Origin of the sequence: Yersinia sp. 2466 StPb PI, assembly GCF_041538325.1 — a bacterium.
Classification (GTDB): Bacteria; Pseudomonadota; Gammaproteobacteria; order Enterobacterales; family Enterobacteriaceae; genus Yersinia; species Yersinia enterocolitica_E.
In genome coordinates, this window is sequence record NZ_JAULSL010000001.1 from 1,595,962 (window position 1) to 1,614,682 (window position 18,721).

Here is an 18,721-nt window from a genome sequence, read left to right on the forward strand (position 1 = left end):
TTTATTTACACTGGCGAAACTTTTTTCTCTTCCTTGGAGAAGCCGTAATGGCAAATTATATTCGCTGGACAGTCGGGCAAGCCCAGGCCTTGTTTGAAAAACCACTGCTGGATTTATTGTTTGAAGCGCAGCAGATTCATCGTCAGCATTTTGACTCGCGTCAGGTGCAAGTCAGTACTTTGCTGTCGATTAAGACCGGTGCTTGCCCGGAAGATTGCAAATATTGCCCGCAAAGCTCGCGTTACAAAACTGGCTTGGAAAGTGAGCGCTTAATGCAGGTTGAACAAGTGCTGGCGTCAGCGAAAAAGGCCAAAGCCGCCGGCTCAACCCGTTTCTGTATGGGCGCGGCCTGGAAGAATCCCCATGAGCGTGACATGCCTTATTTGGAGAAAATGGTTGAAGGTGTCAAGGCCATGGGGATGGAAACCTGTATGACGCTTGGCTCGCTGGATAAACAGCAAGCTCACCGGTTGGCAGAGGCTGGGCTGGATTATTACAACCACAATCTTGATACCTCGCCGGAATTCTACGGCAGCATCATTACCACCCGCAGTTATCAGGAACGGCTCGATACCCTCAGTGAAGTTCGTGACGCCGGTATCAAAGTCTGTTCGGGAGGCATTGTCGGGTTAGGCGAAACTGTTCGTGACCGCGCAGGGCTACTGGTACAACTGGCGAATTTGCCCAAACCGCCTGAAAGTGTGCCGATCAATATGCTGGTAAAAGTGAAAGGCACGCCGATGGAAAATAACGACGACGTCGATGCTTTCGAGTTTATCCGCACCATCGCTATCGCACGTATCATGATGCCAACCTCTTACGTGCGTTTATCTGCCGGTCGCGAACAAATGAACGAGCAAACGCAGGCGATGTGCTTTATGGCAGGGGCTAACTCTATTTTCTACGGCTGTAAATTGCTTACCACGGCGAATCCTGAAGAAGATAAAGATCTGCAACTGTTTCGTAAATTGGGGCTGAATCCACAGCAAACCGCCACCGAGCAAGGGGATCGCGAACAGCAGCAAGTATTGACTGAGCAACTCTTGCAGCGTGACTCATTGCCCGGTGAGAGCACACAATTTTATAACGCGGCAATCTGATGAACTGGCAAAGCAAGATAGAGCAGGGGCTGCAACAGCGACGCGACGCCGCGGCCTACCGTAGCCGTCAGGTTAATGAGGGGGCGAGTGGGCGCTGGTTGCAATCAGCAGAACGGCGTTATCTCAACTTCTCCAGCAATGATTATCTGGGGTTAAGTCAGGATCCCGACGTGATTGCGGCGTGGCAGCAGGGGGCGCAACGCTATGGTGTTGGCAGTGGTGGCTCTGGCCATGTTACCGGCTATAGCCGGCCTCATGCCCAACTGGAACACCAATTGGCGGACTGGCTGGGTTATCCGCGTGCATTGTTGTTTATCTCAGGCTACGCGGCAAATCAGGCGGTGTTGGCGGCGTTAACTGCCGCCGACGACAGGATACTGGCCGATAAACTCAGCCACGCCTCTTTGCTGGAGGCGGCTGCACACTCTCCGGCTCAATTGCGGCGCTTTGTGCATAATCAGCCCGATGCGCTACAAAACCTACTCGATAAACCCTGTGCGGGCCAAACATTGGTGGTCACCGAAGGCGTTTTTAGTATGGACGGTGATAGCGCTCCACTGGCTGCTTTGCAGCAAAAAACTGTGGCGGCGGGTGGCTGGTTACTGGTGGATGATGCGCACGGAATTGGGGTGTGTGGCGAAGGTGGCCGTGGTAGTTGCTGGCAGCAAGGGGTAAAACCTGAACTGTTAGTGGTCACTTTTGGCAAGGCATTCGGCCTAAGTGGGGCGGCAGTGTTGTGTCAGGAACCGGTTGCCGAGTATCTGCTGCAATATGCCCGCCACCTGATATACAGCACCGCGATGCCGCCAGCACAGGCTTGTGCGCTGCAAGTGGCACTATTACGTATTCAGCAAGGTGACGACTTGCGACAGCAGCTTCAGCAACGTATTGCGCAATTTCGGCGTGGAGCGGCAGACTTACCGTTGCAATTAGGGGCATCTGAAACCGCTATTCAGCCACTGCTGGTGGGTGACAATCAGCAAACACTGACACTGGCGGAGCAACTACGCGCCGAGGGGTTATGGGTAACGGCGATTCGCCCTCCAACAGTCCCGCCGGGGGGCGCCAGATTGCGTATTACCCTGAGTGCTGCGCATCAATATGATGATATCGACAGATTGCTGGAGGTGCTGTATGGCGTTTGTCGCTGATAATCCACGATTACCCTTGGTTGATAAACCGGCGATTGCGGCTGCATTTAGCCGGGCTGCTGGCAGCTACGACTCAGCGGCAAGTTTGCAACGGGAAACGGGGAATACCTTATTGGCGCTGGGTTATCAGCACCCTGGTGCGTCGGTGCTGGATGCCGGGTGCGGTACTGGCTATTTCAGCCGCCGTTGGCGTGAACGAGACAGATATGTTACTGCGCTAGATTTGGCCGCCGGAATGTTGGATCACGCCCGGCGACAGCAGGCTGCGGACAGCTATTTATTGGCTGATATTGAGAATATACCGCTGCCAGATCAAAGCGTTGATATTTGTTTTAGTAATCTGGCGCTACAGTGGTGTGCTGATTTACCGCAGGCGCTAGCTGAGTTATATCGCGTCACGCGAGTTGGCGGCATCATTCTGTTTTCTACCTTGGCAAAGGGGTCTCTTGACGAGCTGGGGCAGGCGTGGCAACAGGTAGATGGCCAGCGCCATGTGAATGATTTTCTCCCCTTTCAGCATATCAGTAACGCTTGTCAGGGGTATCGCCATCACCTGACAACCGAGTTATATCAGCAACAGTTTCCTGATGTAATTGCGCTTATGCGCTCTCTGCAAGGCATTGGTGCTACGCATTTACATCAGGGGCGTCAGTCTGGGTTAAGTGGTCGCCAGCGGCTGGTGGCCCTGCAACGCGCTTATAGCACCCAATCTGGCACCTACCCGCTGAGTTACCATTTAGTTTTTGGGGTTATATATCGTGATTAAACGTTGGTTTATCACTGGCACGGATACCGATGTCGGTAAGACAGTTGCCAGTTGTGCCCTACTGCAAGCCGCAGCCCAGCAGGGCTATCGCACCGCCGGTTATAAACCGGTGGCATCCGGCAGCCAGATGACGCCTGACGGATTGCGCAACAGTGATGCTTTGGCGCTACAAGCAAACAGCAGTACGGCACTTAGTTATTCACAGGTGAATCCGCTCACATTTCTGGAGGCAACCTCGCCCCATATTGCCAGTGCCAGCGAAGGGCGTGAGATTGATTTGTCAGTTTTATCGCAAGGACTACAGCAGCTTGAGCACTCAGCAGAATGGATATTGGTCGAAGGGGCTGGCGGCTGGTTTACCCCACTGTCGCCACAGGCAACTTTTGCCGATTGGGTTTTACGAGAGCAACTGCCAGTAATTATGGTTGTTGGCATCAAATTGGGATGTATCAATCATGCTTTGTTGACCGCTTTGGCTATCCGACAAGCTGGGCTGAAACTGGTAGGGTGGATCGCTAATGAGGTGATACCTGCGGGGGGGCGACAAGTTGAGTATATGGCAACATTGACACAGATGATCAGTGCCCCGCGATTAGGTGTCGTCCCCTATCTGACGGACCTTGACGTGTATCCCATCACCCAGCGGCGTGATCTTGGTGGCTATTTGGATTTAGGACTTTTGGCTGAGGTGCCACTGAGCTGAATTTTTGACGGCGATATGACCCTAAAGGGCTAATAGACATTATTAGCCCTGAGTTTTTTGCGGAGTATGGCCGCTATCATCGGCTTTAGTTTGCATGAGGGAGAAACCACTCTGCGCCATATTAACTGGCCAAATGCGTAATAATCATCTCTTCATCCAATTGCGCCAATGTTCCTTGTGCCACATTTCGGCCATCGGCCATCAAACAGAATCGATCTGCCACATGCTGAATAAAGGGTAAACGGTGTTCAACCAAAAGTACCGTCAAACCCAGGCTACGACTGAGCTGATGTAGGATATTGCCAATATCCTCAGTCAACGGCGGTAAAATACCACTCCCCGGTTCATCAAGAATCAACAGTTCTGGCTCTGTCACCAGTGCTCTGGCAATGGCCAACTGCTGTTGTTGATTACGGGTTAGCTCCCCACCACGTTGGGTGCGTTTGTCATACAGTTGCGGGAATATATCAAAAATCCAGCCCGGAATTTGGCGCGACTTATGGCGGCCCGCCAGCACGGCTATCAGCATATTCTCCTCTACACTCAGTTGAGAGAAGATCTGCTGCCCTTGTGGTACATAGCCAATACCCAGAGCAGTACGCCCCTCAACCGGCTGCTGTAGCAAATTCTGCGGCGGTTCATGATTAGGTTGCCAGGTCATGGTGCCACTCTTAATTGGCAGATGCCCCATGATGCAATTAATTAACGTCGTTTTTCCTACGCCATTACGGCCAATCAGGCAGGTACACTGCCCACGGGGGATCTCGAGATTAATATCCCAAAGGATATGATTCTGTCCATAGTATTGATTCACAGCGGTTAAACTCAGCATCAGTGCTTCTCCTCAGTCGATCTCAGTAGTTCACAGGTGGCCCGGTGTTCTGTAACGGCTAGTGAAGGATTAACCAGCAAATCTGCATACTTGGTAGCGGCAGTACAGCATAAAACACCACACTTCTAACGGGTGGTTGTCGGTGTAAATTGAGGTGAAATGGGCGAATTGCGGCATTAAATGGCATCAACAGGCTATTTTTATCCTTAATCACCCTGCGATAGGATGATTTTTAGTCTATTAATGCGTTGCACCGCTTTAGACCATTTCCCCTTTAATCTCTCCGTTTCACAGAGATATAAAGCAACTCTTGGGCCAAGTTGCTATACAGAGAGTAAAATCTGTTTGTTAACAGGCTGTAAATGGTTTTAACGCGCAGCGTGGGGTAAAAATAGCTCAGCCTGGCGGGGGGCGAGCGTAGAGTGATGGCTAGCTTGCACTTAAGCGGTGCTTTGGTGGAGAAAATGGTGCAGTAGAAAAAGAGAGAGGTCAGAGGTCATTAGATACAGGTGTTAACTAGTGAAAATTATAGAATTAGCAAGCTACATAGTTAGCACTAATTGAAATATGCGGTGAAATAAAAATGTAAAAAAAACACTAAAAAAGCCAGTTAGTCCCCATTTATCCCCCAAGCTTTGCTTTTCGCCAACTCCCAGCCGCTGTGGGGTTGAATGAGTTATCCACCATTCCTGTGGATAACCTTGTGCATTAGCCATAGAAAACTGATGGCAAGCGAGAGCGGGCGCGGCTTGCGCTCCTGTTGTCCGCATTCTCTACTTTTTAATAATTTATTTTACTTTCAATGGGTTATTTAAAATCAAGCGCTGAAAAATCATAACTGGCGATGATGAGTGATCTTTAATCGATTAGTTATCACTAATGTGTTTATGTTAACAGTTGGGGATAAAAACGCTTTTACAGTGCAGCTGTCGTTTAGATGTCACTGTAACGAGGCAAACAATCTCCTGGTGAAAGACATTCCTACATTTTGGTGCTTGAAGCTGGTTTTATATCCAGTATCATAGAGGTGGCAAAATTCTATGGGGCTTTCATAATTAGCCTCCTGATAGTGTGTGTTTCTCCAGTGGGTAGCAAATTCATGAGTAAATTATTCAAACTACATTCTGAGTTTAAGCCAGCAGGCGACCAGCCTGAGGCCATCCGTAAACTGGAAGAAGGGCTAGAGAATGGTCTGGCTCATCAGACACTGTTGGGGGTAACGGGGTCAGGTAAAACCTTTACGATAGCCAATGTTATTGCTGATTTGAATCGCCCAACCATGGTGCTGGCACCCAATAAGACATTGGCAGCACAGCTTTATGGTGAGATGAAAGAGTTCTTTCCCGATAACGCGGTAGAGTATTTCGTCTCCTACTATGACTACTACCAGCCTGAAGCCTATGTCCCAAGCTCTGATACGTTTATTGAAAAAGATGCCTCGGTAAATGAGCATATCGAGCAAATGCGGCTATCTGCGACCAAAGCACTGCTGGAAAGGCGTGATGTTATCGTGGTGGCGTCGGTTTCTGCGATTTATGGTCTGGGTGATCCTGATTTATACCTGAAAATGATGCTGCATCTGACTAAGGGTATGATCATCGATCAGCGCTCTATTTTGCGTCGCTTATCCGAATTGCAGTACAGCCGTAATGATCAGGTATTCCAGCGCGGTACCTTCCGGGTGCGTGGTGAAGTTATCGACATCTTCCCCGCAGAATCTGATGAATGGGCGTTGCGGGTAGAGTTGTTCGATGAAGAGGTCGAACGGTTGTCCATCTTTGATCCATTGACAGGCCAGTTACAGCATGAAGTACCGCGCTTTACGGTCTATCCTAAAACGCACTACGTTACCCCGCGCGAGCGTATTTTGCAGGCCATGGAAGAGATCAAAGTCGAATTGGCCGACCGCCGTCAGGTGCTATTAGCCAATAATAAGTTGTTGGAAGAGCAACGTATTAGCCAGCGGACCCAGTTTGACCTTGAAATGATGAATGAGCTGGGCTATTGCTCCGGTATTGAAAACTATTCCCGCTACCTTTCGGGCCGTGGTCCAGGCGAAGCACCACCGACGCTATTTGACTATCTACCGGCTGACGGTCTGTTGGTGGTTGATGAATCCCACGTCACTATTCCGCAAATCGGCGGGATGTACAAAGGTGACCGCTCACGCAAAGAAACATTGGTGGAATATGGTTTCCGGCTGCCATCGGCACTGGATAACCGGCCAATGCGGTTTGAAGAGTTTGAAGCACTGGCACCACAAACTATTTATGTTTCAGCAACTCCAGGTAAATATGAGCTGGAGAAATCCGGTGGCGATATCATCGATCAGGTCGTGCGGCCGACGGGCCTGCTCGACCCATTAATTGAAGTACGGCCGGTAGCCACACAGGTTGATGACTTGCTGTCAGAGATCCGTATTCGTGCAGCGATTAACGAGCGGGTGCTGGTGACCACGCTGACCAAACGTATGGCTGAAGACCTGACCGAGTATCTTGGAGAGCATGGCGCCCGTGTTCGTTACCTGCATTCGGATATTGATACCGTTGAACGGGTAGAGATCATTCGTGATCTGCGTTTGGGTGAGTTTGATGTATTGGTGGGAATCAACTTACTGCGCGAAGGTTTGGATATGCCAGAGGTTTCTCTGGTCGCAATTCTTGATGCTGATAAAGAAGGTTTCCTGCGTTCTGAACGCTCTTTAATCCAGACCATTGGCCGTGCGGCGCGTAACCTTAATGGTAAAGCAATACTGTATGGCGACAGAATTACCGCCTCAATGGAAAAGGCTATTGGTGAAACGGAACGGCGCCGTGTCAAACAGCAAGCTTACAACGAAGAACGTGGCATCATTCCGCAAGGGTTGAACAAGAAGATTGGCGATATTCTGCAATTGGGCCAACCCTCTTCCCGTGGTAAAGGGAAAGGGCGGGGCGGCAAAGTGGCCGATCCCAATAATTATCACGCCTTGCCACCAAAAGCGCTTGATCAGAAAATCCGTGAGTTGGAGTCTAAAATGTACACCCACGCGCAAAATCTGGAGTTTGAGCAGGCAGCAGAACTGCGTGATCAAGTCCATCAGTTGCGCCAGCAATTTATCGCGATATCTTGATGCTCATCAGCCCTGCATTATGTGGGCGGTAAGCAATGGTGCGACAAATCGGGAATTTATGCTTGTCGCATCAACCTATCCTGATTAAGGTGTGCGACTAATAAAATCATCACCTAGATAGACTCAAATAACCTGGCGTTGCAGGTTGGTGGCAAACCCACAATTCAGCAGCCCCAAGTCGGAGAGTAAAAGTGCGAGATAAATAATGAGTGATCACTTGTCGAAAGATCCATTACACGGTATTACCCTTGAACAACTGCTGACCAAACTGGTTGAGCATTATGGCTGGGAGGAGTTGGCATACCGTATCAATATCAACTGTTTCATCAGCGATCCCAGCATTAAATCCAGCCTGAAGTTTTTACGCCGTACACCATGGGCTAGAACTAAAGTGGAGGCGCTGTATATCCATATGAATGACAGCGCAAGGTTGCAAGCTCAAACTCAAGCTAAGCCTCTTAGCTAGTTTGCCCCACCGAGCTGTTGCAGGGTGTTTTCCAGTGCCTGGCGCAGTAGCTCACGGTCATGGCGGTAAGGGATATCTTTTGCTTCCAGTGGCTGCTGGATAATAATCCTGTCTGTTACACCACTGATATCAATTTGTGGACTGACAATTGCCGCATCAATAATTTTGCGGCCAATCTTGCTTTCCATTATCGCCAGTTTTTCTTGCAACGATAGCGCGGCCGCCGCCACACTGAGTTCACGCCCCAGATTACCGATATAAATCATACTGGCAGAGCTGCGTCGTAAGGCCTGAGTTAAGTCATCTAGCAGTAACAAGGGCATCAGACTGGTTAAGAAACTACCTGGCCCAATCAAAATAACATCGGCCTGGCTAATTGCTTCCACGGCTTCCCGCGTGGCGTGAACGTGCGGTGACAACAACATCTCTTGTGGCATTTTTGCCAGTTGGTCGATATTCACCTCACCATAAACGGGGTGCCCTTCATGATCGATGGCCAGCAGATCGACCGGCTGCTCAGACATTGGGATGAGCCATGCCTCAACCTTCAGCAAGCTACGTACCAGATTGATTGCCTCGATAGGTCTGATGCTGAGATGGTCTAACGCTTTGAGCATTAAATTGCCCAGATTATGGCCCGAGAGTTCGCCATTACCGCTAAAACGGTATTCAAACATTGCCGAAGCCACACTCGGCTCAGTGATCAACTGATTAAGGCAATTGCGGGTATCACCCCAGGCAATCCCTCCTTCTGAACGGCGAATGCGGCCAGTCGAGCCGCCATTATCGGTGGTGGTAACAATACCTGTCAGGCGTGAACCCAGTGGCGAAAGGGCTGACATCACGCGCCCCAGGCCATGGCCTCCCCCTAAAGCAACCACTCGATCGAGATCCGCTAATGTGCGATTTCGCATATTTTTCCTGTCTAAATATTGTTGCCTGGCTCTAATAGCGTAGCTAAGGGTGAAATTGCTGCATAAGTTAACGGATTTGTCGCGAAAACGCGATAAAAGCCATTGTTTTAGTGATTTTAAACAAAGTATTAGCAACGGATTACAATAGACTGAATAACAGTGAGTTTTGTTAGATAAGTCGTTGTATATAAAAATATATAACGAAAAACAGCCATTGGCTATCCTGCCGTTTTAGCGTTAGAATCTCTAGGAAAAGTAGGGTTTTTAGCGACTCATCTGCCACTAAGCGCTTTACTTTTTAAACCATGGTTCGGTGGGCAGTAGGTAAACTGTCACTGAACATAAACTCCTAGCCTTGGCGTCTACGTTGTCTCGTCCGCGAACAATATGATGCTCTGGCCGTGGCTTTAAGCCGCCAGGGTGCGAGGTAGAAATGCCTGCATCTCCCGTATTTGGAAAGGTGTTATGGTACAACTCACTGACGCATTTGCGCGCAAGTTCTATTATTTGCGCCTATCAATCACCGATGTGTGCAATTTCCGTTGCACCTATTGCTTGCCGGATGGCTATCGCCCCGACGGATTAAAAAGCTTTCTGAGTCTGGACGAGATAAGCCGCGTCAGCCGCGCCTTTGCTCTGTTGGGAACAGAAAAAATTCGTCTGACGGGCGGCGAACCTTCTATGCGGCGCGACTTCACCGATATCATCGCGACTATCAAACAAAATCCGGCGATCCGCACACTGGCAGTCACCACCAATGGCTACCGTTTAGCCCGTGACGCCGCCCAATGGCGGGAGGCTGGATTGACAGCCATTAACGTCAGTGTCGATAGCCTTGACCCGCGACAATTTCATGCCATAACCGGGCAGGATAAATTTCATCAGGTCATGCAAGGCATTGATGCTGCTTTCGATGCTGGTTTTGAGAAAGTCAAAATCAATGCCGTACTGATGCGTGATGTCAATGATCGCAATCTGAATGCCTTCCTCAGTTGGATAAAATCGCGACCGATTCAACTGCGGTTTATCGAATTAATGGAAACCGGCGAGGGGGGGAAGCTGTTTCGTCAGCATCATGTCTCCGGTGGTGTCATCCGCCAGCAATTACTCCAACAAGGTTGGCAACAGCAAGCGCGGGCGCGCAGTGATGGCCCGGCGCAGGTGTTTTATCATTCGGATTATCTGGGAGAGGTCGGGCTGATTATGCCGTATGAGAAAGACTTCTGCGCCAGTTGTAACCGCTTGCGTGTTTCAGCGCTGGGAAATCTGCATTTATGCTTATTTGGCGAGCAAGGTATTACGCTACGTGACTTACTGGGCAGCGATGACCAGCAAGATGAGTTAATGGCACGCATCCAGAGTGCATTGCAAACCAAGAAACAGACTCATTTTCTGCATCAGGGCAACAGCGGTATTACCCAGAATTTATCGTTTATTGGCGGTTGATAGCGGGCAACGTTAAGAACAGAAGAGAATATATGACCCAACTAACTCACATTAACGCCGCAGGCGAAGCCCATATGGTGGATGTTTCCACTAAAGCAGAAACTGTGCGCGAAGCACGGGCAGAGGCTTTTGTTGAAATGCAGGCCGCGACGTTGGCGATGATTATCGAGGGCAGCCACCACAAAGGTGATGTCTTTGCCACTGCGCGTATTGCCGGGATTCAGGCGGCTAAAAAAACCTGGGAATTGATCCCACTGTGCCACCCACTGTTGCTGACCAAAGTTGAAGTTCAACTGGAAGCACAACCAGAACACAACCGTGTGCGTATCGAAACTTGCTGTCGCTTGACCGGTAAAACCGGCGTGGAAATGGAAGCGCTGACGGCAGCTTCCGTTGCCGCCCTGACAATTTACGATATGTGCAAAGCGGTACAAAAAGACATGATAATTGGCCCGGTGCGCCTGTTAGCAAAAAGTGGCGGGAAATCCGGTGATTTTAAGGTGAACCCATGATTCAGATTCTCTTTTTTGCTCAGGTGCGTGAACTGGTCGGAACCGACAGCCTGCAATTGGCGGCGGAATTTCCCACTGTCGAGGCACTGCGCCAATCCCTGTGCCAACGGGGCGAACGCTGGCAATTAGCCCTTGAAGAAGGCAAATTACTGACTGCAGTGAATCAATCACTGGTCAATGTTCACCATCCGCTGGTGGCGGGTGATGAAGTGGCGTTCTTCCCGCCGGTGACCGGAGGTTGATAATGGAGCATACCCGTATTCGTGTGGGCACTGAGACCTTCAGTGTGGGTGATGAGTATCACTGGTTGTCACAGTGTGATGAAGATGGCGCGGTGGTGACCTTTACCGGCAAAGTCCGTAATCACAACTTGGGTGATAGCGTCAGTGCACTGACGCTGGAACATTACCCAGGCATGACAGAAAAGGCGTTAGCTGAGATTATTGATGACGCCCGCAGCCGTTGGCCTTTACAGCGTGTTAGCGTTATTCATCGGGTAGGGCCACTGTTCCCCGGCGATGAAATCGTCTTTGTCGGGGTGACCAGTACCCATCGCAGTATGGCGTTTGATGCGGCTGAATTTATAATGGATTACCTGAAAACAAAGGCACCATTTTGGAAACGGGAAGCCACAACGGATGGCGAACGTTGGGTTGAATCACGCGACAGTGATCATCAGGCGGCCAGGCGTTGGTAAATTGAGCGTAAACCAGTGTAAAGATCACTGCTAAATGTCTATTTTTACTCCCTTGTTGACTGTACTTCTGTGGTACCCTTAAAAAGTCGGTGGGCTGTCAATTTAGATGGCCTGTATCATTATTTATATGCATAAGGTAACTACCATGGATCGCTATCCACGCTCTAATGGTTCGATTGTCGAACGTGCCAACACAGGCATTCAGGCATACATGGCGCAGGTATACGGCTGGATGACCTGTGGTCTGTTATTAACGGCGGTTGTCGCTTGGTACGCAGCGAATACCCCTGCGATACTCAACTTTATATTTTCCAGTCAGATCACTTTTTTCGGGCTGATTATTGTTCAGTTAGGTCTGGTATTTGTTATTTCTGGCATGGTTAACCGCCTGAGTGGCTCGATGGCTACCTCGCTGTTTATGCTCTATTCCGCATTAACCGGCTTGACGATATCCAGCATTTTCATCATGTACACCAGCTCTTCTATCGCCAGCACATTCTTGATTGCTGCCGGTATGTTTGGTGCCATGAGTTTCTACGGCTATACCACCAAGCGTGATTTGAGTGGTATGGGCAGCATGCTGTTTATGGGCCTGATCGGTATCGTGTTGGCATCGATTGTTAACATCTGGCTGAAAAGCACGGCGCTAATGTGGGCAGTGACCTACATCGGGGTGTTAGTGTTTGTTGGTTTGACTGCTTATGATACCCAGAAGTTGAAAAACATGGGCTCACAGTTGGATGCCAATGATAAAGATAACTTCCGCAAGTATTCCATCGTGGGTGCTTTGACGCTGTATCTTGATTTCATTAACTTGTTCTTGATGTTACTGCGGATTTTCGGCAACCGCCGTTAAGCTGGCTGATTCAGGGCTGCGACGCGGCAAACTTGCTCGCCGTACGCTGCTCGAAATGCTCATTGACCGATGTCAACTGCGCTTTCTGCGCTGCGGGCGTCGGTCAATTTTTTGGTCTCGCCACTGAATCAAACTCAGCTTAAGCTGGCTGATTCAAAGTTGCGATGTGGCAAACTTGCTCGTTGTATAAGTTGATCAAAATTTTAAAGGACACCCCTGTGGTGTCCTTTTTGCTTTTTGGTGAATGCAGGTAAGTCTTGCTACCGTTTAATGTCGCTATGCAATTTTCCGCCTAAACATCCCATAGGCGGCACTCCCCGTGGTGGCGGTTATCACGAGTAACGGCCACAAACTGTGCCAGATAATATCGAAACTGGCATCCTTGAGGTAAATCTGTTTGGTGATATCTGTAAAGTGGCGGATAGGGTTGATCCACGTAATATTTTGCAGCCAGATAGGCATATTCTCGACCGGCGAGACATAACCGGACAGCAAGATAGCGGGCATCATAAAAACAAACACGCCAATAAAAGCCTGCTGCTGAGTGGAACATAACGAGGAAATCAGCAAACCGAAGCCAACGAGCGACAAGCCGTAGAGCAGCATGGTGCCATAAAACAGTGCCAACGAACCAGCAAACGGAATTTGGTAAAAAAAGATACCGATAAACAAGACGATACTTGCCTGGAAAGTCGCGACAATCAGTGCCGGGACAGCTTTACCAATAAAAATCTGCCAGGTGGTTAGCGGTGAAACTAACAACTGCTCGAGTGTCCCTTGCTCCCGCTCACGAGCCACCGACAGTGATGTCACAATAAGCACCCCGATAGTCGTAATCATCGCAATCAATGATGGCACCACGAACCATTTGTAGTTCAGATTCGGGTTATACCAATTGCGGATGACCAACTCGCTGTTGTTGGGCTTTATCTGGCCTTGGGTTAATTCTAATTGATAATTTTGTACGATTTGCTGAATGTAATTGGCGGCAATTTGCGCGCTGTTGGAGTTACGCCCATCCAGCAATAATTGCAACTGAGTGGTTTTGCCATTAGCCAGGTCAGCACTGAATTGCTCTGGGAAACGTATCAAAAGCAGTGCTCGCTGGTTATCAATCACTGGCTGAATTTCTTGCGGGCTGTGGAGCAGTAAGACATGAGAAAAAGCCTCTGCTTTGGCAAAGCGTTGGGTCAGCTCTACAGATGCTTTCCCGCTGTCTTCGCTATAAATAGCAATGGTGGCATTGGTCACTTCCAATGTAGCGGCGAATGGGAACAAAATGACTTGTAATATGACCGGCATAATTAATATTGCACGTGTCTGTGGTTCCCGCAGCAGTGACTGCAACTCTTTGATAATCAATGTGTAGAGGCGGTGAAACATATCTTGCTTCCTTCCTTTAATCTAATCGGCGCCTAATCTAATCGACGATTAGTTTTCCATGCCGTCAGGCCGATAAATACGGCTGCTGAGGCGACCAGGAACAACAGGTTAATCACCAGCACGGTGCCGATATTCCCCGCCAGAAACAGGGTTTGCAGACTGCTGACAAAATAACGGGCCGGAATGATATAGGTTACGGCGCGCACGATAGCGGGCATGCTGTCAATTTCGAAAATGAAGCCAGACAGCATCACAGCCGGCAGGAATGCGGCATTCAAGGCCACCATTGCGGCGTTAAATTGATTGCGGGTAATGGTCGAAATTAGCAATCCCATACCCAGAGTGCTGGCCAAAAATAGGCTGGTCATAACAAATAGTATCCACAATGAGCCACGGAAAGGCACATCAAGGATAAATACCGACACCGCCATGCAGAGTGTCATGGCTATCATGCCCAGGACGTAATAGGGGATCAGTTTCGACAACAGCAACTCGCTGCGCGTGACCTGGGTCGACAGCAGCGCTTCCATGGTTCCGCGCTCCCATTCACGGGCGATCACCAGCGAGGTTAGAATCGCGCCGATAACCGTCATAATAATGGTAATGGCTCCGGGAATAATAAAATGTCGGCTGATGGCGGCAGGGTTAAACCAATAACGGACCTGAATCTCAATCAGAGGATCGTTTTTTTGCCCTAGGTTTTGTGCCTGTTGTTGTTGCCAGATTTGCCACACCCCTTGTGCGTAGCCTTGCACAAAGTTGGCGGTATTGGGTTCACTGCCATCAGTAATCACCTGAATGGGGGCTTTACTTTCGGGGCGCGCAAGCTGCTGCGCAAAATCATTGGGGATCACAATTAGCCCACGAATTTTTCCGGCTTGCATCGCCTGAATTAGCGCCTGGCGATTATCACTGATTTGCGGTGAAATATAAGGTGAACTGGCGAAGGCGTTAGCCAGATCCTGAGCCGGTTTGCTCTGTTGCTCCATTAAAATGCCGACGTGCAGTTTGCTGGAGTCCAGATTGATGCCATAGCCAAAGATAAACAGCAGCAACAGCGGGATGACGAATGCGATCAATCCACTGCTCGGGTCACGCAGTATTTGCCGGGTCTCTTTACGGCATAAAGCCCGTAGGCGACGCCAGGAAAACCCCGTGTCCTGATAAGTTTCGCTCTCATTTACCGACGATTTATCCACTGGCAATAGATGTGGCTCGGTCATGACTGTTGCTCCTTATCATTTTGCTGATCATAGCGCTGCACCAGCCCAATAAAGGCCTCTTCCATGGAGGGATTAAGATTATTATCACTGGCAACCTGTTGTTTTAACTCATCCGGTGTGCCGGCTGCGATAATTTTGCCACGGTAAACCAGCCCGATACGATCACAGTATTCCGCTTCATCCATAAAGTGGGTGGTAACCATGACGGTGACACCTTTATCTACCATCCCATTGATATGCAACCAAAACTCACGGCGGGTGAGGGGGTCGACACCGGACGTTGGTTCATCCAGGAACAGAATGTCTGGTTCATGCATTAACGCGCAGGCCAATGCTAAACGCTGTTTAAACCCCAGAGGCAGTGAGTCCGGGGTTTGTTTGAGGATTGGGGTAAAGTTAAAGGCTGAGGTCATGTCAGCTATTTTATCGCGTTGTGTTTTGCCTTGCAGACCATAAACGCCGGAGAAAAACTTCAGGTTTTGTTCAACGGTCAGATTGCCATACAACGAGAATTTCTGCGCCATATAGCCCAAATGTTGTCGTGCTTTACCTGAACTGGTTTTCAGATCCATTCCCAGTACCAATGCTTTGCCTGAGCTGGGGACTAACAAACCGCACATCATTTTAAAGGTAGTGGATTTACCCGCCCCATTCGGACCGAGTAGACCAAATATCTCACCGCGTTTGACCTGAAAATTTACATGATCGGTAGCAGCAAAATCGCCAAATTTTTTGGTTAACTCTTGGGCTTCAATCACGGTCTCCTGATGGCTACCTGCGACTTTGGGCATGATCTTCGCCAACGCGGACTCACTGGCGGGGCCGCCCCCCAACAGGTCGATAAAGGCATCCTCAAAGCGCGGTTCTGCTTCAGTTATCTCGGCATTCGGTTGATTGAGTAGTGGCAATAGTTGGCTGTGATCCACGTCGGGTTTGAGGATTAACCGCACATACTTCCCCTGAATAACCCCATCACTCACTTGGGGCAATGCCAGCGCATGTTGTAACAGTTTACGGTTGGTCCCGGTTTGCGCTGCCAGCAAAATTGTGCGCCCACTCATCCGTTGTGTCAGGCTTTGAGGTGCACCGCTGTACAGCAACTTCCCTTCATTTAGCAACAACACTTCGCGGCATTGCTCTGCTTCATCCAGATATGATGTGCTCCACAGGATAAGCATGCCATCGCTCGCTAACTCATGCACCATGCGCCATAGCTCGCGGCGTGAAATCGGGTCAACGCCGACACCCGGCTCATCGAGCAACAGTACTTTGGGCTGACCGACCAGAGTACAGGCCAAGCCCAGTTTTTGCTTCATCCCGCCGGATAGTTTTCCCGCCAGCCGGTCAGTAAAGCGGGTTAAATCGGTAAACGTCAGCAGGCGCTCAAATGTTTGGCGGCGAAGCTCACCGGTAACCCCGCGTAGATCGGCATACAGCGTCAGGTTCTCCATCACCGTGAGATCTTCATATAAACCAAATTTTTGTGGCATATATCCGAGAATAGAATGTAACTGGCGATCGTTTTCTAACGGGTCCAGCCCGACCACCGTCATCTTGCCTTGACTGGGTTTGAGTAATCCGGCGAGCATACGGAGTAGGGTGGTTTTACCGGCCCCGTCCGGCCCAACCAAACCAGTGACTGCACCACTGCGGATCTCTGTCGTCAGGCTGGCGACGGCGGGGTTATCCAGTCCGGGGAAGCGTTTTTCAACACCCTCCAAAGTAATAAGATGCTGGATTCCATTCATAGCTCATGCCGCCTTAAGGTTGTGCGAAACGAACGGTGACGGGCATACCTTGTCGTAACGATTCATCGGGATCAGTGATAATGATACGTAAGCGATAAACCAGATCGGTACGCAGCTCAGGCGTTTCGACACTTTTAGGGGTAAATTCCGCCGTGGGTGATACGAAACCTATTTTGCCGTGATATGACTTGTCCGGGCGGCCATCGGTAAATACGTCGACTTCGGTACCGGGAATGGCCTGATTCAAGTGGGGCTCACTGACGTAGGCCCGTACCCATACCGGATCGGTCAGTGACAGGGTAAATACGGTGTTACTGGCGGATAAAATGGTCCCCGGCTCAACCGCGCGAGTGAGTACGGTACCCGCTGATGGCGCGAGCAGGGTAGTGTCTTGCAGGTTGAGTTGAGCTTGAGCCAGTTCAGCTTCACTTTGGGCCAGATTTGCTTCGGCTTGCGCAATTTCCTGTGGCCGGTTACCACTCAAATATTGTGCGAGCTTATCTTTGGAGGCTTGCAGATTAGCCTGTGCTTGATTACGAGCAGTTCGAGCATTCTCTAGCTCGTTGGCCGAGGTGGCTTTACTTGCCCACAACCCTTGTTGACGTTTTAGGAAGCTATCGGCATAGCCAAATGCCGCTTCTCGCTGAGCAACTTCAGATTTTACCTGTGCTATCTCCTCGTCACGGTATCCTGCCTTCAATAAAGCCAACTGTGCTTGCGCGCTTTGAACATTGGCTTGCGCTTGTTTGAGTGCATTGAGATAAGGGCCGTCATCCAGTTTCCCCAGAACTTCCCCTGGCTGGATTTTATCCCCTTCATCGACAGCCAGAGACGCCAGCCGACCACCGACTCGAAAGCCTAAATTCACTGTGCGAATATCCACATTGCCGTACAGCGTCAATGATGCGTCGTGTTGTTGACGGTAGTAGTTCCAGCCATAACCTATCGCCGCCAGTAGGGCAACAATAACGACGGCCACTATAATCTTCTTGCGATTCATAATGCTCCCTATCGACCATGTCTATAGCTACAATTTTATAACGACCCCTTCAATACGCTCACCGTACTGATTTGTCCCGCAATCCGTAAAGCAGCAGGTCAATGTGTTCGATAAGTACCTGATTGATCATTTCACTTTCAGCCTCACCAATATCCAACCAACCGGCCTGGCGGCGGATAGTCTCGCGCCCCATGCGAAAGGCCAACACTTCACCAATCAAGGCATGGGTATGAAGAATCGTTTTGGTTGCACTGGCATCAGCACCAATAAATGCGGCCAGCAGCAGATTGAGTTTTTGGTGTAATGGCGCAATAGCCTGCACATGAATCAGTGGGTAAGCATCGCTAGGGGAGAGTTGCTCACGCGCCATGATTTTGCTCATATTCAACGTTTCTGGCTGGGTCATTAGATGGCTGAATTCCAGTAACCCACGGCGAATAAAATGCAACTGTTGCTCGGCGGTTTGTGCGTGAATCGGTTGTTGGAGAAACTGGTCAATCTCTTGTGCCAGCGGTGAGAAGGTCTGCTGAATGAAATCCGCTATTTGTTGCGCGACCGCCAGATACAACCCTTCTTTAGAGTTGAAATAGTAGGTGATGGCCGCAATGTTCTGTCCTGCCCGCTGGGCGATATCCCGAGTTGTTGCCCCTTTCAGGCCTAACTCACCGAATAATTCGGTAGCCGCCTGAATCAATTGTTGGCGGGCTTGCTCACCACGACTGGTAACGGGCGTGGATAATATTAAGGAATGAGGTGTGGAATGAGACATCGTCACCATACTTAATAAATTGAAATTAGTTAAATGCTAAGAG

Annotated in this window: 18 protein-coding genes and 1 riboswitch; of the genes, 11 read left to right on the forward strand and 7 right to left on the reverse strand. The window is 49.7% G+C overall.

The annotated features are described in order from the left end of the window. Positions 1–47 precede the first annotated feature (47 nt). The 4 genes from bioB to bioD are packed head-to-tail and all read left to right on the forward strand — an operon-like array spanning position 48 to position 3,720. Positions 48–1,100: a biotin synthase BioB gene (gene bioB / locus Q2T72_RS07185; RefSeq protein ID WP_083159536.1), complete on the forward strand. Its 1,053-nt coding sequence runs from the start codon at positions 48–50 to the stop codon at positions 1,098–1,100. After that, positions 1,100–2,251 (forward strand): 8-amino-7-oxononanoate synthase, encoded by a 1,152-nt coding sequence (gene bioF, locus Q2T72_RS07190; RefSeq protein ID WP_372568876.1) that lies wholly within the window; start codon positions 1,100–1,102, stop codon positions 2,249–2,251. Before bioB ends, bioF begins: the two co-directional genes overlap by 1 nt. Continuing rightward, entirely contained in the window at positions 2,235–3,017 is a 783-nt protein-coding gene (gene bioC, locus Q2T72_RS07195; protein WP_372568877.1) for a malonyl-ACP O-methyltransferase BioC, read from the forward strand. Before bioF ends, bioC begins: the two co-directional genes overlap by 17 nt. Continuing rightward, entirely contained in the window at positions 3,010–3,720 is a 711-nt protein-coding gene (gene bioD / locus Q2T72_RS07200; protein ID WP_102970446.1) for a dethiobiotin synthase, read from the forward strand. Before bioC ends, bioD begins: the two co-directional genes overlap by 8 nt. A 121-nt stretch (positions 3,721–3,841) precedes the next feature. On the opposite strand, the gene Q2T72_RS07205 is transcribed toward bioD, so the two are convergent. Next, a complete protein-coding gene (locus tag Q2T72_RS07205) occupies positions 3,842–4,552 on the reverse strand; it encodes an ABC transporter ATP-binding protein (protein WP_083159528.1) in 711 nt (236 codons plus the stop codon). Positions 4,553–5,651: 1,099 nt separating this feature from the next. Between Q2T72_RS07205 and uvrB the strand changes: the two genes are divergently transcribed. Then, the gene (uvrB, locus tag Q2T72_RS07210) at positions 5,652–7,664 is read left to right on the forward strand and encodes an excinuclease ABC subunit UvrB (protein WP_050087533.1); all 2,013 of its coding nucleotides are present in this window, start codon (positions 5,652–5,654) and stop codon (positions 7,662–7,664) included. Positions 7,665–7,869: 205 nt separating this feature from the next. Then, the gene (locus tag Q2T72_RS07215; RefSeq protein ID WP_083159526.1) at positions 7,870–8,130 is read left to right on the forward strand and encodes a VF530 family DNA-binding protein; all 261 of its coding nucleotides are present in this window, start codon (positions 7,870–7,872) and stop codon (positions 8,128–8,130) included. Here the strand turns inward: Q2T72_RS07215 and yvcK are convergent. Next, positions 8,127–9,044 (reverse strand): uridine diphosphate-N-acetylglucosamine-binding protein YvcK, encoded by a 918-nt coding sequence (gene yvcK / locus Q2T72_RS07220; RefSeq protein WP_083159524.1) that lies wholly within the window; start codon positions 9,042–9,044, stop codon positions 8,127–8,129. The genes Q2T72_RS07215 and yvcK overlap by 4 nt on opposite strands. A 334-nt stretch (positions 9,045–9,378) precedes the next feature. Next, a riboswitch (molybdenum cofactor riboswitch) is annotated at positions 9,379–9,523 on the forward strand. Here yvcK and moaA point away from each other — a divergent pair. The 5 genes from moaA to Q2T72_RS07245 all read left to right on the forward strand — a co-directional run bounded on the left by moaA (position 9,510) and on the right by Q2T72_RS07245 (position 12,555). Next, positions 9,510–10,490: a GTP 3',8-cyclase MoaA gene (moaA, locus tag Q2T72_RS07225; RefSeq protein ID WP_372568878.1), complete on the forward strand. Its 981-nt coding sequence runs from the start codon at positions 9,510–9,512 to the stop codon at positions 10,488–10,490. (Overlaps the previous riboswitch by 14 nt.) A 32-nt stretch (positions 10,491–10,522) precedes the next feature. Beyond that, positions 10,523–11,002: a cyclic pyranopterin monophosphate synthase MoaC gene (moaC, locus tag Q2T72_RS07230; RefSeq protein WP_372558386.1), complete on the forward strand. Its 480-nt coding sequence runs from the start codon at positions 10,523–10,525 to the stop codon at positions 11,000–11,002. Next, positions 10,999–11,244 carry a molybdopterin synthase sulfur carrier subunit gene (gene moaD / locus Q2T72_RS07235; protein ID WP_032907188.1) on the forward strand — a complete coding sequence of 82 codons (246 nt, stop codon included), beginning with the start codon at positions 10,999–11,001 and terminating at the stop codon, positions 11,242–11,244. The genes moaC and moaD overlap by 4 nt, the downstream gene beginning before the upstream one ends. A gap of 2 nt (positions 11,245–11,246) precedes the next feature. Next, positions 11,247–11,699, forward strand: a complete 453-nt coding sequence (gene moaE / locus Q2T72_RS07240) for a molybdopterin synthase catalytic subunit MoaE (protein WP_193784695.1) — start codon at positions 11,247–11,249, stop codon at positions 11,697–11,699. A gap of 145 nt (positions 11,700–11,844) precedes the next feature. Then, on the forward strand, positions 11,845–12,555 hold the full coding sequence (locus tag Q2T72_RS07245) for a Bax inhibitor-1/YccA family protein (protein WP_083159520.1): 711 nt from the start codon (positions 11,845–11,847) through the stop codon (positions 12,553–12,555). Between the two features lie 276 nt (positions 12,556–12,831). Here Q2T72_RS07245 and Q2T72_RS07250 read toward each other — a convergent pair whose 3' ends face one another. Genes Q2T72_RS07250 through cecR form a run of 5 tightly spaced genes read right to left on the reverse strand, consistent with a single transcriptional unit; the run spans position 12,832 to position 18,678 of the window. Continuing rightward, on the reverse strand, positions 12,832–13,938 hold the full coding sequence (locus Q2T72_RS07250; RefSeq protein WP_083159518.1) for an ABC transporter permease: 1,107 nt from the start codon (positions 13,936–13,938) through the stop codon (positions 12,832–12,834). A 32-nt stretch (positions 13,939–13,970) separates the two neighbouring features. After that, complete coding sequence (locus Q2T72_RS07255) at positions 13,971–15,161, reverse strand: ABC transporter permease (protein WP_083159516.1); 1,191 nt, start codon at positions 15,159–15,161, stop codon at positions 13,971–13,973. After that, positions 15,158–16,909, reverse strand: coding sequence for an ATP-binding cassette domain-containing protein (locus Q2T72_RS07260; protein WP_083159514.1), 1,752 nt, complete (start codon positions 16,907–16,909; stop codon positions 15,158–15,160). Before Q2T72_RS07260 ends, Q2T72_RS07255 begins: the two co-directional genes overlap by 4 nt. Positions 16,910–16,922: 13 nt before the next feature. After that, a complete protein-coding gene (hlyD, locus tag Q2T72_RS07265; RefSeq protein WP_372568879.1) occupies positions 16,923–17,909 on the reverse strand; it encodes a secretion protein HlyD in 987 nt (328 codons plus the stop codon). A gap of 58 nt (positions 17,910–17,967) precedes the next feature. After that, a complete protein-coding gene (gene cecR / locus Q2T72_RS07270) occupies positions 17,968–18,678 on the reverse strand; it encodes a transcriptional regulator CecR (protein WP_372558389.1) in 711 nt (236 codons plus the stop codon). Positions 18,679–18,721 lie beyond the last annotated feature (43 nt).

Coding starts and splice junctions, on each gene's coding strand:
- bioB (WP_083159536.1), top strand. CDS start 48: ATGGCAAATTATATTCGCTGGACAGTCGGGCAAGCCCAGGCCTTGTTT.
- bioF (WP_372568876.1), top strand. CDS start 1,100: ATGAACTGGCAAAGCAAGATAGAGCAGGGGCTGCAACAGCGACGCGAC.
- bioC (WP_372568877.1), top strand. CDS start 2,235: ATGGCGTTTGTCGCTGATAATCCACGATTACCCTTGGTTGATAAACCG.
- Q2T72_RS07205 (WP_083159528.1), bottom strand. CDS start 4,552: ATGCTGAGTTTAACCGCTGTGAATCAATACTATGGACAGAATCATATC.
- uvrB (WP_050087533.1), top strand. CDS start 5,652: ATGAGTAAATTATTCAAACTACATTCTGAGTTTAAGCCAGCAGGCGAC.
- Q2T72_RS07215 (WP_083159526.1), top strand. CDS start 7,870: ATGAGTGATCACTTGTCGAAAGATCCATTACACGGTATTACCCTTGAA.
- yvcK (WP_083159524.1), bottom strand. CDS start 9,044: ATGCGAAATCGCACATTAGCGGATCTCGATCGAGTGGTTGCTTTAGGG.
- moaA (WP_372568878.1), top strand. CDS start 9,510: ATGGTACAACTCACTGACGCATTTGCGCGCAAGTTCTATTATTTGCGC.
- moaC (WP_372558386.1), top strand. CDS start 10,523: ATGACCCAACTAACTCACATTAACGCCGCAGGCGAAGCCCATATGGTG.
- moaD (WP_032907188.1), top strand. CDS start 10,999: ATGATTCAGATTCTCTTTTTTGCTCAGGTGCGTGAACTGGTCGGAACC.
- moaE (WP_193784695.1), top strand. CDS start 11,247: ATGGAGCATACCCGTATTCGTGTGGGCACTGAGACCTTCAGTGTGGGT.
- Q2T72_RS07245 (WP_083159520.1), top strand. CDS start 11,845: ATGGATCGCTATCCACGCTCTAATGGTTCGATTGTCGAACGTGCCAAC.
- Q2T72_RS07250 (WP_083159518.1), bottom strand. CDS start 13,938: ATGTTTCACCGCCTCTACACATTGATTATCAAAGAGTTGCAGTCACTG.
- Q2T72_RS07255 (WP_083159516.1), bottom strand. CDS start 15,161: ATGACCGAGCCACATCTATTGCCAGTGGATAAATCGTCGGTAAATGAG.
- Q2T72_RS07260 (WP_083159514.1), bottom strand. CDS start 16,909: ATGAATGGAATCCAGCATCTTATTACTTTGGAGGGTGTTGAAAAACGC.
- hlyD (WP_372568879.1), bottom strand. CDS start 17,909: ATGAATCGCAAGAAGATTATAGTGGCCGTCGTTATTGTTGCCCTACTG.
- cecR (WP_372558389.1), bottom strand. CDS start 18,678: ATGTCTCATTCCACACCTCATTCCTTAATATTATCCACGCCCGTTACC.